The 12,444-nt window shown below is 59.5% G+C and carries 15 protein-coding genes and 2 tRNA genes; 15 read left to right on the top strand and 2 right to left on the bottom strand.

Annotated features, from left to right (window positions below; genetic code table 11):
* The first annotated feature begins 2 nt into the window (after positions 1-2).
* The 11 genes from AC0L2B_RS09225 (at position 3) to AC0L2B_RS09175 (ending at position 7,506) form a co-directional block, all read left to right on the top strand.
* Positions 3-488: a UPF0262 family protein gene (locus tag AC0L2B_RS09225; protein WP_023803277.1), complete on the top strand. Its 486-nt coding sequence runs from the start codon at positions 3-5 to the stop codon at positions 486-488.
* Position 489: 1 nt separating this feature from the next.
* Positions 490-954: an arsenate-mycothiol transferase ArsC gene (locus tag AC0L2B_RS09220; protein ID WP_473745104.1), complete on the top strand. Its 465-nt coding sequence runs from the start codon at positions 490-492 to the stop codon at positions 952-954.
* Positions 955-1,158: 204 nt separating this feature from the next.
* Positions 1,159-1,377, top strand: coding sequence for a translation initiation factor IF-1 (infA, locus tag AC0L2B_RS09215; protein ID WP_006200926.1), 219 nt, complete (start codon positions 1,159-1,161; stop codon positions 1,375-1,377).
* 27 nt (positions 1,378-1,404) lie between these two features.
* Positions 1,405-2,031, top strand: a complete 627-nt coding sequence (locus AC0L2B_RS09210) for a Maf-like protein (RefSeq protein WP_473745023.1) — start codon at positions 1,405-1,407, stop codon at positions 2,029-2,031.
* Positions 2,028-2,231 carry a DNA gyrase inhibitor YacG gene (gene yacG, locus AC0L2B_RS09205; protein ID WP_473745021.1) on the top strand — a complete coding sequence of 68 codons (204 nt, stop codon included), beginning with the start codon at positions 2,028-2,030 and terminating at the stop codon, positions 2,229-2,231. The genes AC0L2B_RS09210 and yacG overlap by 4 nt, the downstream gene beginning before the upstream one ends.
* A gap of 196 nt (positions 2,232-2,427) precedes the next feature.
* Positions 2,428-2,503 (top strand) — tRNA-Phe (locus AC0L2B_RS09200).
* 214 nt (positions 2,504-2,717) lie between these two features.
* Positions 2,718-3,917: a tyrosine-type recombinase/integrase gene (locus tag AC0L2B_RS09195; protein WP_473511322.1), complete on the top strand. Its 1,200-nt coding sequence runs from the start codon at positions 2,718-2,720 to the stop codon at positions 3,915-3,917.
* Between the two features lie 280 nt (positions 3,918-4,197).
* Complete coding sequence (locus AC0L2B_RS09190) at positions 4,198-5,274, top strand: ComEC/Rec2 family competence protein (RefSeq protein ID WP_473511320.1); 1,077 nt, start codon at positions 4,198-4,200, stop codon at positions 5,272-5,274.
* Positions 5,275-5,276: 2 nt separating this feature from the next.
* The gene (locus AC0L2B_RS09185; RefSeq protein ID WP_473511318.1) at positions 5,277-6,116 is read left to right on the top strand and encodes a hypothetical protein; all 840 of its coding nucleotides are present in this window, start codon (positions 5,277-5,279) and stop codon (positions 6,114-6,116) included.
* Between the two features lie 3 nt (positions 6,117-6,119).
* Positions 6,120-6,932 carry a ComEC/Rec2 family competence protein gene (locus AC0L2B_RS09180; protein WP_473511317.1) on the top strand — a complete coding sequence of 271 codons (813 nt, stop codon included), beginning with the start codon at positions 6,120-6,122 and terminating at the stop codon, positions 6,930-6,932.
* A gap of 313 nt (positions 6,933-7,245) precedes the next feature.
* Entirely contained in the window at positions 7,246-7,506 is a 261-nt protein-coding gene (locus AC0L2B_RS09175; RefSeq protein WP_473745017.1) for a hypothetical protein, read from the top strand.
* Between the two features lie 113 nt (positions 7,507-7,619).
* Here the strand turns inward: AC0L2B_RS09175 and AC0L2B_RS09170 are convergent, their stop codons facing one another.
* Positions 7,620-8,567 (bottom strand): toll/interleukin-1 receptor domain-containing protein, encoded by a 948-nt coding sequence (locus AC0L2B_RS09170; protein WP_473511315.1) that lies wholly within the window; start codon positions 8,565-8,567, stop codon positions 7,620-7,622.
* Positions 8,568-9,543: 976 nt separating this feature from the next.
* Between AC0L2B_RS09170 and AC0L2B_RS09165 the strand changes: the two genes are divergently transcribed.
* The 3 genes from AC0L2B_RS09165 to AC0L2B_RS09155 all read left to right on the top strand — a co-directional run bounded on the left by AC0L2B_RS09165 (position 9,544) and on the right by AC0L2B_RS09155 (position 11,300).
* Complete coding sequence (locus AC0L2B_RS09165; protein ID WP_473511313.1) at positions 9,544-9,795, top strand: helix-turn-helix transcriptional regulator; 252 nt, start codon at positions 9,544-9,546, stop codon at positions 9,793-9,795.
* 63 nt (positions 9,796-9,858) lie between these two features.
* Positions 9,859-10,110: a helix-turn-helix domain-containing protein gene (locus tag AC0L2B_RS09160; RefSeq protein ID WP_473511312.1), complete on the top strand. Its 252-nt coding sequence runs from the start codon at positions 9,859-9,861 to the stop codon at positions 10,108-10,110.
* Positions 10,110-11,300 carry a site-specific integrase gene (locus tag AC0L2B_RS09155; RefSeq protein WP_473745015.1) on the top strand — a complete coding sequence of 397 codons (1,191 nt, stop codon included), beginning with the start codon at positions 10,110-10,112 and terminating at the stop codon, positions 11,298-11,300. The genes AC0L2B_RS09160 and AC0L2B_RS09155 overlap by 1 nt, the downstream gene beginning before the upstream one ends.
* Before the next feature lie 106 nt (positions 11,301-11,406).
* Here the strand turns inward: AC0L2B_RS09155 and AC0L2B_RS09150 are convergent.
* Positions 11,407-11,482 (bottom strand) — tRNA-Ile (locus AC0L2B_RS09150).
* A 245-nt stretch (positions 11,483-11,727) separates the two neighbouring features.
* Here AC0L2B_RS09150 and AC0L2B_RS09145 point away from each other — a divergent pair.
* On the top strand, positions 11,728-12,438 hold the full coding sequence (locus tag AC0L2B_RS09145; RefSeq protein ID WP_027151186.1) for an SIMPL domain-containing protein: 711 nt from the start codon (positions 11,728-11,730) through the stop codon (positions 12,436-12,438).
* Positions 12,439-12,444 lie beyond the last annotated feature (6 nt).

Below are 12,444 nucleotides of genomic sequence, written 5' to 3'. Positions count from 1 at the left end.
ACATGGCGGACTACGATCGAACCCGTGCCAGGCTGATCGATGTCGAACTCGACGAATCGATCGGCCGTTCGACGCCCGACGTCGAGCATGAGCGGGCGGTGGCGATCTTCGACCTGATCGAGGAAAACAGCTTCCAGCCGGTCAATGACGACGGTGCCGGGCCCTACCGGCTAAAACTGTCGCTGGCCGAATCCCGCCTGGTCTTCGCGGTGGCGCGCGAGGATGGCGCGGCGGTCGTAACCCACATCCTGTCGCTGACGCCGCTCAGGCGCATCGTCAAGGACTATTACATGATCTGCGAAAGCTATTACGATGCCATCCGCAGCTCGACGCCCAGCCAGATCGAGGCGATCGACATGGGCCGGCGCGGCCTGCACAATGAGGGCTCGCAGACACTGATGGACCGGCTGGCCGGCAAGATCGACATCGATTTCGACACGGCGCGCCGGCTGTTCACGCTGGTCTGCGTACTGCACTGGCGAGGCTGAACTGTCAGTCCCTCTGCCCCGCTCGATCCTGCCCCGCTCGATCCTGTTCGTCTGCGCCATGAACGCCGTGCGCTCGCCGATGGCCGAACTGCTGGCGCGCAAAGTGCTTCCGGCCGCGACCTTCGTCGCGTCGGCCGGGGTGCGCGGCGGCGAACGCGACCCGTTCGTCGACGCCGTGCTGGCCGAGGACGGGCTTTCGCTCGGCGACCGGCACCCGAGGACACTGGACGATCTCGAGGACGACTATTTCGACCTGATCATCACGCTGTCGCCGGAAGCCCATCACACCGCGCTCGAGCTTACCCGCTCGCTTGCCGTCGACGTCGAATATTGGCCGATGCCGGACCCGACTGGCGTCGGCGGCACGCGCGAGCAGATCATGGCCGCCTATCGCGAGGTGCGCGAACGGCTGAGGGCGCGGATCGGCCGCCGTTTTCTGGCGCCGGAAGCAGAGAAACCGGGCTGATTTAAGCATGTTCACAAGCGCACGATTATCATATAGGTTCCGCCCAAATTCCGGCTAGAGTCGGATGATTTCAGGTCTGTTCGACCTGAAATCTGAATCCGCCTCTAAATCCAAGACGTAGAGCATGATGTCGTCCGAAAACCGCTTCACACTTTTCGGCATCATGCTCTAGGCGCTGGGAATCCATCCAAGCAAAGGTATCGAATGCCGAAGGAAGAAGTCCTCGAGTTTCCGGGTGTCGTCACGGAATTATTGCCCAATGCGATGTTCAGGGTGAAGCTTGAAAACGAACACGAAATCATCGCCCACACCGCCGGCCGCATGCGCAAGAACCGTATCCGCGTGCTGACCGGCGACAAGGTCCTTGTCGAGATGACACCCTACGACCTGACCAAGGGCCGCATCACCTACCGTTTCAAGTAAGATCGTCAGAGCTCGGCCGGGATCGCGATGAGCATTTTGCAGAAGCTCGTGCTTGCCTCGGGTTCGCCGCGCCGAATCGAGCTGCTGCAGCAGGCCGGCATCGAGCCGGACCGCGTGCTGCCGGCCGGTGTCGACGAAACGCCGTTGCGCGCCGAGCATCCACGCTCGCTGGCCAAGCGCCTGTCGAAGGAAAAGGCCGAAAAGGCGCTGGCCTCGCTGCAGACGGAAGAGGATTATGCACCGAGCTTCGTGCTGGCCGCCGACACGGTGGTCGCCGTCGGCCGGCGCATCCTGCCCAAGGCCGAAACGTTCGACGACGTCGTCAATTGCCTCGGACTGCTATCAGGCCGTTCGCATCGGGTCTATTCCGGCATCTGCCTGGTTACGCCGAGCGGCAAGCTGCGCCAGCGGCTGGTCGAGACCAGGGTGCGTTTCAAGCGGATGCCGCGCGCCGAGATCGACGCCTATGTGGCCTCGGGAGAATGGCGCGGCAAGGCCGGCGGCTACGCAGTCCAGGGTCTCGCCGGCGCCTTCGTGGTCAAGCTTGTCGGCTCCTACACCAACGTCGTTGGCCTGCCGCTGTATGAGACGGTGGCGCTGCTGGCCGGCGAGGGCTTCAAGGTGCATGCCAACTGGCAGTCAGTTCGGCCATGAACTCAGGTTCGGACGACAAGGTCACGCCGCTGCGCCCCAAGCGGCCCTGCCCCGAATGCGGCAAGCCGTCGGCGCGCGAGACCTACCCGTTCTGCTCCGTGCGCTGCAAGGACATCGACCTCAACCGCTGGCTCAAGGGCGCCTATGTCATTCCGGGCCGCGACGACGAGGACGAAACGGACAACGAGCCTCCCAAATGAAGCTGTTCGGCACGGCTTGGTGACTTCGACCACGTCCCATGATCGAGCTGTCCAGTGATTGCTCGTTTGCCGCTTGAAATCAACGCTTAGGCGCTGGACAGGCCGGATTCCCGTGCTATAACCCACGCGCTTTCAAGGGGCGCCTGCGGCGCTTTCAAGAAATCCGGCGTGCAGAACTGCCCGCGTGCCGGAACAGGCCCAGATAGCTCAGTTGGTAGAGCAGCGGACTGAAAATCCGCGTGTCGGTGGTTCGAATCCGCCTCTGGGCACCATCCCCTCTTCTCCCGACACTCCCTTTCGCCGAAGCTTCTACGCTTCTGTTTCCACAAGTGACTGAAATCGTTCATCTTTTTGGGAAGAATGGCGCGATTGAGCGCGTTTCATGGAATTTCGGCGTATTTGATCCAACGGGGCGGAGGGCTGGTATTTCCGTTGGTACTGGACATCCTGATGGTATCGAAACAGCCAAAGGGAGGTGTCCCACAAATGGCCCTTTCCGACGTGAAATGCCGAAATGCCCGTCCTGCTACCAAGCTATTGAAATTGTCTGACGGTGGCGGGCTCCAGCTCTGGGTGCAGCCCACCGGATCCCGCCTATGGCGCCTCGCCTATCGATTTGACGGCAAGCAGAAGCTTCTGGCGTTGGGCAGCTATCCCCTTATTTCGCTCGCCGAAGCACGCAAGGCGCGCGATGACGCCAAACGTCTCCTCCTAACTGGCATCGATCCCGCACAGGAACGCAAGTTGCGAAAGGTCGGTTCGGCAAAGGACAGCTTTCGATCGATCGCCGAGGAATATGTGGACAAGCTGAAGAAAGAGGGACGTGCCGACCGGACTATCACCAAGGTTAAATGGCTACTCGACTTCGCCTATCCCGCCTGTGGGCACAAGTGCATTCGGGACATTGATGCGGCCACTATCCTTGCAGCCCTTCGTAGCGTGGAGGTGCGCGGTCGATACGAGTCGGCCAGGCGGCTGCGCTCGACCATTGGCAGCGTCTTTCGATACGCCATCGCCACTGCACGCGCCGACACTGACCCAACGTCCGCGCTGAGGGGCGCGCTCATCAGGCCAAGGGTCACGCCGCGTGCCGCCATTACCGATCCGAAGGCATTGGGCGGCTTGCTACGTGCGATCGAGACATTCGACGGACAGCCCGCAACCCGAGCGGCTCTGATGTTGATGGCGCTGCTGTTTCCCCGCCCCGGTGAGCTTCGCGCTGCCGAATGGGGGGAGTTCGACTTCGAAAGTTCGGTATGGACTATCCCGGAAGCGCGAATGAAAATGCGACGACCGCACCGCGTTCCTCTTTCAACGCAGGCATTGAATATCCTGGCCGTGCTTAAAAAAATGTCCGGCGCCGGGACGCTGCTGTTTCCAAGCGTGCGATCGCCTTCCCGTCCGATTTCCGACAATACACTCAACGCCGCCCTGCGTCGCATGGGGTACAGCAAGAATGAAGCAACGGCCCATGGCTTCCGAGCAACAGCATCAACTCTGTTGAACGAATGCGCCAAGTGGCATCCAGACGCCGTAGAGCGACAACTGGCTCATATTGAAAATAACGACGTTCGGCGCGCCTATGCTCGGGCGGAGCACTGGGACGAGCGCGTCAAGATGATGCAGTGGTGGGCAGATTATCTGGAAAAATTGAGAACGCCGGAACGCGCGGGTAATCTCAATTAGGTATGCAGCCAGCCCGCTGTCCTCCACGCATCGTGAACGTCCCGTTTGCGTCGCGAAGCGGACATATGCCCGAGTTCTGGCTCGGCCGCGATGCGAGGGCACACTGTTCGGGCACGCCCGGTGCCCGGATGTGCTCGAGTGAGACGAGTGCCCAACGTGATTTCTACTTCATACTTTGTGAATAGGCACCCTTGCAACTGGCGGTTCGAAGTCACATTTTACGACAACTTTGTGAGAGAAGGCTTTTGCAGTATTTTTTAAGGGGCCGAGGGGGAACCACATGGCAGACTATTTTGAGATCGACTTTCTTGGTGTAGAGACCAAGAAGAGTGGCGACGCAATAGCGCTGCGCTACGAGAAAGATGGCGCGAATTATATTCACGTCGTCGACGGCGGCTACGCAACCACCGGAAACGCCCTCCGGGATCATATTGTTGCGCACTACGGCAATCCCGCATTCATCGATCATGTCGTGGCCACCCATAACGACGGTGACCACGCACGCGGCTTGATCGCCATCCTGGAGCATTTCCAGGTCGGTGTCCTGTGGATGCTGCGGCCGTGGATGTACGCGGACGAGCTTATAGGGAGATTCGAGACCTACGAGAGCGTCGGCCGACTGCGTTCCGCGCTGCGGTCTGCCTATGCAAATCTCGCCGCCCTCGAGGATATGGCCCTCGACAAGGGGATTGAAATTCGCGAGCCATTCCAGGGCGCATCGATCGGTGCGTTCCGCGTCATGGCACCCACGCGTGCCCGTTTCATGGACCTCGTCGTCACGTCCAACAAGACGCCGGAGGCAAAAACGGAAGAATCTGCGGTCGGCGGGTTCTTCACCACGCTGGTCGAGAAGGCGAAGAGCGCTGTCGCATATATCAGGGCGGCATGGGGCGCCGAAGCGTTCCCGGCCGAGGATACCAGCAATGAAAACGAGATGAGCGTGGTGCAGTTCGCCCTGCTCTGCGGCAAAAAGATCCTGTTGACGGCGGACACCGGCCGGGATGGCCTGGCTGAAGTCATTAACTATGCCCCATTCGCGGGCCTGACGCTTCCGGGCATTGATCGCTTCCAAGTTCCGCATCACGGCGGTCGGCGCAATCTGACGTCCGAATTGCTGGATGCAATCGTCGGCCCGCGCCTCGAGAACCAGCCCGCTCAGGGGCATTTCACGGCAATCGTCAGCTCGGCCAAGGAGGATGAGGATCATCCGCGAAAAGTTGTGATGCGCGCGATGATCCATCGCGGGGCGAATCTCTACATGACGGAAGGAAAAAGCCTTTGTTCCTATGAGAACGCGCCCAACCGGGGATGGACCGCAGTTCCCGCGGCCGCCTATCCCGACGAATACGAGGAATAGCCATGGCAATTCCTCTCACCACTGACATTGCGCAGATGTTCGACGGCTACGGTCGCCAAGCCCGGCTGTTCCCGGGCTTGTTGACGATCTTTCCGCCCTTACTGGCGGTCATGGCATGGTTCCCTTGGCTGATCGTATCGAGTGTCGCGGCAACGCTTCTCACGATCGCCACATCCTGCGGGTTGCTCTATGCCCTCGGATCGTGGGCGCGAACCAAGGGACGACGCATCGAACCTGGGCTGCGCAAACGATGGGGTGGCTGGCCAACAACGATCCTGTTGCGCCACACCAGCGAACTCGATGTGCATACCCGCCAGCGCTATCACGCGTTCCTCGGCTCGGCTGTGCCGGACCTGCCGGCTTTTCCGACCGCTGCGCAGGAGGCCTCGGACCCTGGCGCTGCCAATGCCGTTTACGATTCGGCCGTGATCTGGCTTAAGGAACGGGCCAGAGGCAAGGAGTTCGCGATGGTGAACCGCGAAAATGCCCAGTACGGCTTTCGCCGCAACCTTCGGGGACTCAAGCCGATCGGCATAACCGTCTGTATCTTTACCTTGCTGGCCTTCGTAGGTGCCATCATCTACAACAATCCTAGGTTCATCGATCTTCTCCAGAAGCATGAGTGGCGAGCCGCTATTGCAAATTTGACGCCGCTCGGCCCGGCCGTGCTGTCAGCCATAGCGGTGAACGCGTTCGCGACGCTCATCTGGATCCTTGTGGTGACGAAAGGGTGGGTTTTGGAAGCGGGAACCCAGTACGCAACAGCGTTGCTCGCGACCTGTGACAAGATCCAGCTTGAGCAGGGCGCCGCGGCTCGCAATACCGCGAGCACGGGCAATTGAGCCATGGACCTCAGGATTTTTGACGTCGAACACGGGCAGTGTTCCTACATCGTCACGAGTACCAACAGGCACATCCTGATTGATGCCGGCCACAACTCGACCACCAACTGGCGGCCGTCGGCTTATCTGCCGAGCTGGGGCATCACCCATCTCGACAAGCTCATCATTTCCAATTTCGACGAAGACCATGCGAGCGACCTGCACAACCTGGTCTCGGCTGTCAGCATCGGCACTCTGGTGAAAAACCCCTCGGTTTCGGCCGAAAACCTACGGTACCTGAAGGAAATCGGCGGCATCGGCAGGGGTATTGATGCGCTCGCGGATATGATGACCAGGTACACCGGCCCCGTCACCAGCAACATCGATTATGGCGATTTCAAAATCCGCAGCTTCTGGAACCGCTATCCGGTGGAGTTCGAGGATGAGAATAACCTCAGCCTGGTCTCGATCATTGAAAGCCACGGCGTAACGATTTGCTTTCCCGGCGACATGGAAGTTGCAGGGTGGGAGCGGCTGCTGGAGCGCGAGAGTTTCCGGACGGCCATGGGTGAAGTGGACATCCTGGTTGCCTCCCACCATGGCAGGCGCAACGGGTGCAGCGAGCGTCTGTTCAAAGAGACTGGCCTCTCTCCGGCCTTTGTCGTGATCTCCGACTCCGGCAAGGAATACGCCTCACAGGAAACAGTGAGCTGGTACCAGAGCCGATGCCGGGGTTTCGAGCTGAACGGGGAGCGCCGGCGCGTCCTCAGCACCCGCAAAGATGGCCGGGTCCGTATCCAAACCAGCTCGAAAGGTGCCATGGTCGACGTATTCTGACCTTACACCTTCGCAATAAGAGCCATGCCGAGCCGTTCGACGAGGTCCACGAACCGGAGCACGCCCGTATCCCGGATCACCAACCGCTGCCCGATCTGATAGGTGGCGTCCCGCTTCGCTGGATTACTCGATGTCGACCATTCCCTGCTGATGGGCCCGAAGAGGACGTCGCTGGAAGTAGACCTGACCCTCGCGTCCCGAGTCCAAGCCGCACGGCCCCGGATATTTTGCCTCGCCTCGTGTTGCTTATGTAAGTAGACTGGGCCCCGTCAAGCAACAGAACCTGTGGCGGCCGATTTAGGTGGAGTGCCCTGTGAGCGATGAACATCGATTCTTCCTTTACATTATGGACCGCGATAAGGGGAACTTCGCAGTGGTCGGCCCGCTCCTGCATGAGTCACGGTGGCACAAGGCCGCGCAGGAGGCCCGGCAGAAGGGCCGGAACGTGGACTGCACGGCCTTTGACAGCGAAGAGGGCCGGTTGTCTAAGGACGAGATCGTTAAACGGCTAAAGCGACAATTCGGCTACGAACTTGTAGAACCGGCGTCGATAATTGATGTCCCACTTTGGTAAACCGCGCGGAGCGCGCCTCGGTCGTATCGAGCCGACCGAGACCGGGCGAGGATCCCCTGGACCCGACCCTCGCGTTCCCGCCCCCCGTTACTCTGCAGTGACAAGCCACGTCTTTATTGCGCCAGCCGCCACGTAAAACGGTGCCAGAGATAGTCGGCAGCCTGTTTAGCGGTCATCCGTTTCACGTTGATAGACTTTTCGAACTCGGACATCCCCATCGCCATGGTCGCAACGAGATAGAGGCCGCCTTCGTGTCCTACCGTTAGGAGCTCATTGAAGCTGTTATCATTGATGCGCGGATCTTCGGAGAACTGAATGCCGTTGTCCGAGAGCATGCCCCCCATCCAAACCCTGCACGTACACTTGCTGCTGCCGTCGACGAAAAGCTCGGCCCGGAAGTCGGCGGCGACAGACTGGAAATCCATTTCGATGCGCGGCTCCTGCTGGGCGAGTTTCAGGTTCGTTTCGAACAGTGCTTTGATTGTTTCAAAGCAATCGCGGATGAAGCGCCGCTTGTCGACGTCGGTGGGGGCGCGCTTGAGGGCTGGAATGATACTCGCCAGACGCGACCCAGTGGTAGAATCCTGATCGCTTGGTCCTGGGAAATCCTTGTGTGGTGCGGCGCCGGGGACGCCCGGAAAACGCGGCCGTGTAGCCGGTTTCGCGCGCTTGCTGTCGATGCCGGCGAGCAAGGTTGTCCGTGCGGCATCCTCGGCTATATCGGCGATGCGGATTTGCACGAGTGAGGTCAGCAGCCCGACCGGTTGGCAGAGCCGCACCTGAACGGGGACCAGTTTTCGCTTAAGTCCTTGAGGATCGCTCGTGAAGGCTGCCGCCCATTCCGAAGATGCGAACTGCGAGTTCAGGTAATCAGGCGACAACACCAGAATTGTGCGGTCTGCTTCGGCAGCCGCCATTTGCATCTCCAGCACAAAGTTGCTTCCTGGCCGGAAATCCCAAGCTTGGATGATGACGGTGAATCCCGCCTCCTCGAGCACGTAGCCGACCCATTCGGCCCACGCCGTATCGGCATGCGTATAGCTGATGAAGAAGTCCGTCATGATGGGTTGAGCCTGTTCTGCGGCGACTTGTAGCTTAGAGCCCCGGAAAGACAATAGCTTGGTAGCGCTCGAACACTGAGGCCGCCGAAGGCTTGGATTGGACCCTTAAGGGAAAGGGCGACGGTGATCTCAACCTCGGGGATTATGCATGGCCACGAGGGCTGTCAGCGGAGCGTTCCTTGGCCCGCTGTCGTAAACGTCGTGCGCGGTAGCGTTCGCTCTCTAAAAGTATGCTCGTGCTTCTACCGGCAAGGATCCCGTCAGCCGCGATCCCACAGGCGATCGCGGTGAGGTTCAGGACCTCCGCTAAATGATCCTCTTGCTCATCAGGAGAGGCTTTGTCAGAGGCCTTCTACTCTTCCCGCATCGATAGAACGACCGCAAGATAGATAGCGGCTGATGTGGCACGACGGTTCACTCTCGCTTCCCAGAATGAGAATGCTAGCGTTACCACTGCGCCGAGAAGGCCCGCGATCAGTAATCACGTCAGGGATGGTTTTAATTTTGGCGCAAAGCTGCCAATCGCTGTGCGGCGCGATCGTCGACTTCGATCGAGGAGCCGAAATTGCATTGGTCCATCTAAAGTTTGAGGGATGAGTTAAACCCGACAGATTAGAAATATCCGTTTCAGCACCTAAGAGAGCCAACTCTGTGACGGCGGTTTTCGACAGCCCTCGGGATAACGGTGCCGAGTTCGACACTGAGCGAGGCTGCGCAAGAGGGCCAGCCAGGCACTCGCAGGTGGTTAGCCTCGGTCGTGCCACGAGTCCGCTTAGAAACGCTCTGCTGCCGTGATCCATCCGGTTCACACGTTGCTGCCAGTTTGCGCCGAACGGACCTAGTCAGGCCGCTTCCGCTTAACGGGGCTCCTCTTATTTAAGTAAGCACGATCTCGTCGCTTCGAAATGGCAACCAAGATGCGGCTTTGTACTTCGACACCAACACGCCCCGGAGTATCGGGGACGAGGCAGCGTCCATGAAGAGTGACGCATTCTCGTATCCCCCACGAGGTCTCTCTCGTGAGGACGCAGCTCGTTATATCGGTATCGGATCGACGCTTTTCGACGAAATGGTTGCCGATGGGCGTATGCCGAAGCCTAAGCGCATCAACAGCCGCGCCGTCTGGGATCGTGTAGCTCTGGACATCGCTTTCACCTCGTTGCCGGACGAAGACGGCGGTCTCCAAGAGCTGTTAGAGCGAAGCAGGCGAGACGGGCAAAAAAGATAGCACTACGTTCATTGTGAATACGCTATAGGCGTAGTAGACTGGTGACTGCTAGGAAGGCGTGACGTGAACGAGAATGAGAAGATTGCCCAAGAAGTGAAAGCCTGGCGAGCCAAGGGGGGATTCACTGCCGAAGCCGCAGCTAAGGTGCTGGGAATACCGAAACGCACGTTCGAAGGCATAGAGCAAGGCAGAGGCTTCCCTTACCCTGTGCTCCTGCGCGTTGCCATCGAAAGCAAAACCCTTTCGCTACAGGCCATGCTGGAGAACTCCCCGCGCGTCGAGAACCGGCGGCAGAAGTCTGGAAGGAGCGTTTGATGGCTAGGCCCTTCAAGGATGCGCGCTACCCTGGGGTCTCTTCGCGTCTCAAGAACGGCAAGGTAGCTTATCGTTACCGCGCAAAAGGCATGCCCGAAATCCGCCTTCCCGGTAAGCCAGGCGATCCCGAGTTCGAGGCGGCTTATGAGAAGGCCACGCAGGGTCAAGGCAGGAAGGCAGTTATCGTCGATTTGCCCGGTCGGGCACTGCCAAAAACCTTTGGCCATGCCGCGCGCCGGCTTGAAACGACGATGGAATGGCTGGATTTTGATGAAGCGACGCAGAAAAAGAATGCGCGGCTAATTGAACGCTTTCTTAACTTGCAGGTCGATTCCGGCTATCCGCTTACCTGGCGCGATACTCCGGTCCACCACCTGGACGCGGATCGGCTGCGGACGATTATCGAGGGCGTCTTCGCGACAAATCGGACTGTGGCAAAACACATGTTGGTCGCCATCAAGAAGCTCCTGTGGGTCGCGACCGACGTCGAGAAATGGATCAAACCGCAGGATGATCCCTCGCTATCCATCCGTGTGCGTATACCCAAATCGACCAAGAACCCGGCCTGGCCGATCGCAATCCGGGAAAAGTTCGAAGAGCGACACCCTGTGGGCACAGCCGCGCGCACCTGCTACGCGCTTGGCTTCTGGCTCGGGAACCGGCGTGGCGATATCGCCGCCCTCGATTGGGACGATCTTGTGACCGAGGAGATCGAACTGTTCGATGGCTTGCTGGAGTTGATCGAGGCCTTCGATTTCCGCCAGAAGAAGAATCGCAATCGCCATGGCGGGCGGGAGATGTTCATTCCGGTCGTGGACAAGCTGGCAGCAGCTCTAGAACCGCTCGATCGTTCGAAGGGCGGTACCGTCTTGAAAAACGCGTATGGCAGGTCGTTCTCGGAAAAGAGCCTGACCGGCATGATGCAGCACTGGACCCGGCAGGCGGGAATTCCTAGCGGCTACACGCTCCATGGCCTGCGCCGCACCTTCGGCACCTACCTCGCTGAATGCAACATCCAAGCGCGGGCCATTATGGAGGCGATGGGCCATTCCTCAATGGCCGTGACGGATGAGTATGTCCGCGAGGCCAATAAGAAGCGGATCGCGGTTGATATTGCTCGTGCCATCAACGAGCGCGAGGCCAAACGCGACGCCATGAAGCGGCGGACAAACCTCCGCATTGTCAAATAACCAAATCGAGTCGGAACAAACCGGGGCCACGGCCTTGTCTTGGGCCCATAATGGGCCCAAAACGTTTTGGGCCGAGGGCACTTTTTATCAATTAAATCAAAGGTTATGGTGGGCCCGGAGGGACTCGAACCCCCAACCAAGCGGTTATGAGCCGCCGGCTCTAACCATTGAGCTACAGGCCCCACACGCGGCTGGATTAATGTTTTTCCCCGAACCGCACAAGGCTTTCCGGATGGGCTGGCCGAAATCGTCCAAATCAGCCCATATTCAGACATTAGAGCGAGGTGCGTCCACTTAGACGCGCAAAATACAAAATACGCTCTACCGCTTTGAATCTACGCATCGAGCTTCCCGAAAATCGATTCCGATTTTTATGCCGATGCGGTAGTCGACAAGCGCGACTGGATCGCAGACCGAGGAGATTTTTATGACCAGACATCTTTTGCCGTTGGCGCTCGCCGCCGCAATCGCTTTTCCGGCGATGGCCGGCGCGGCCGATTCGCCGCCGCCGCCCCGCATCGTCGTCACTGGCGAAGGCGAAGCGACCGCGGCCCCCGATCTGGCGCTGCTGACGCTCAGCGTCATGCGCGAGGCCAAGACCGCGCGTGCCGCGCTCGATGCCAACAACGACGCCATGGCCTCGGTGATCGCCGCAATGAAGTCGGCCGGCATCAAGGAGCGCGACCTGCAGACAGCCGGCATCCAGATCAGCCCGCGCTACAATTATACCAACAAGCCGGACGGCAGCCAGGAAGCCGAACTCATCGCCTACCAGGTGACCAACACGCTTTCGGTGCGCATCCGCGACATCGACAAGACAGGCGAGATTCTCGACAAGGCGGTATCGCTCGGCGTCAACCAGGGCGGCGGCATCTCGTTCTCCAACGAGGATCCAACGGCAACTGTCACCGAAGCCCGCAAGAAGGCGGTCGCCGACGCAATGGCCAAGGCCAGGACGCTGGCCGAAGCCGCCGGCGTCAGCATCGGGCGGGTGCTGGAAATCACCGACCAGAACGTCGCGCCGCCGCCGATACCGATGACCGCCAAGGCCTTTGATGCGGCCCGCGAATCGGTTCCGGTGCAGGCTGGCGAGAATTCCTACACGGTGCAGGTCACAGTCACTTTCGAGTTGAAGTGACCGCCC

This window comes from Mesorhizobium sp. WSM4815 (genome assembly GCF_055811575.1).
The sequence above is the reverse complement of the archived record's forward strand: the minus strand, read 5'-3'. Positions and strand labels throughout refer to the sequence as shown.

Bases quoted from the DNA above. Each gene is read 5' to 3' on its own strand.
- AC0L2B_RS09225 (WP_023803277.1), top strand. From the start codon at position 3: ATGGCGGACTACGATCGAACCCGTGCCAGGCTGATCGATGTCGAACTC.
- infA (WP_006200926.1), top strand. From the start codon at position 1,159: ATGCCGAAGGAAGAAGTCCTCGAGTTTCCGGGTGTCGTCACGGAATTA.
- AC0L2B_RS09210 (WP_473745023.1), top strand. From the start codon at position 1,405: ATGAGCATTTTGCAGAAGCTCGTGCTTGCCTCGGGTTCGCCGCGCCGA.
- yacG (WP_473745021.1), top strand. From the start codon at position 2,028: ATGAACTCAGGTTCGGACGACAAGGTCACGCCGCTGCGCCCCAAGCGG.
- AC0L2B_RS09195 (WP_473511322.1), top strand. From the start codon at position 2,718: ATGGCCCTTTCCGACGTGAAATGCCGAAATGCCCGTCCTGCTACCAAG.
- AC0L2B_RS09190 (WP_473511320.1), top strand. From the start codon at position 4,198: ATGGCAGACTATTTTGAGATCGACTTTCTTGGTGTAGAGACCAAGAAG.
- AC0L2B_RS09185 (WP_473511318.1), top strand. From the start codon at position 5,277: ATGGCAATTCCTCTCACCACTGACATTGCGCAGATGTTCGACGGCTAC.
- AC0L2B_RS09180 (WP_473511317.1), top strand. From the start codon at position 6,120: ATGGACCTCAGGATTTTTGACGTCGAACACGGGCAGTGTTCCTACATC.
- AC0L2B_RS09170 (WP_473511315.1), bottom strand. From the start codon at position 8,567: ATGACGGACTTCTTCATCAGCTATACGCATGCCGATACGGCGTGGGCC.
- AC0L2B_RS09165 (WP_473511313.1), top strand. From the start codon at position 9,544: ATGAAGAGTGACGCATTCTCGTATCCCCCACGAGGTCTCTCTCGTGAG.
- AC0L2B_RS09155 (WP_473745015.1), top strand. From the start codon at position 10,110: ATGGCTAGGCCCTTCAAGGATGCGCGCTACCCTGGGGTCTCTTCGCGT.
- AC0L2B_RS09145 (WP_027151186.1), top strand. From the start codon at position 11,728: ATGACCAGACATCTTTTGCCGTTGGCGCTCGCCGCCGCAATCGCTTTT.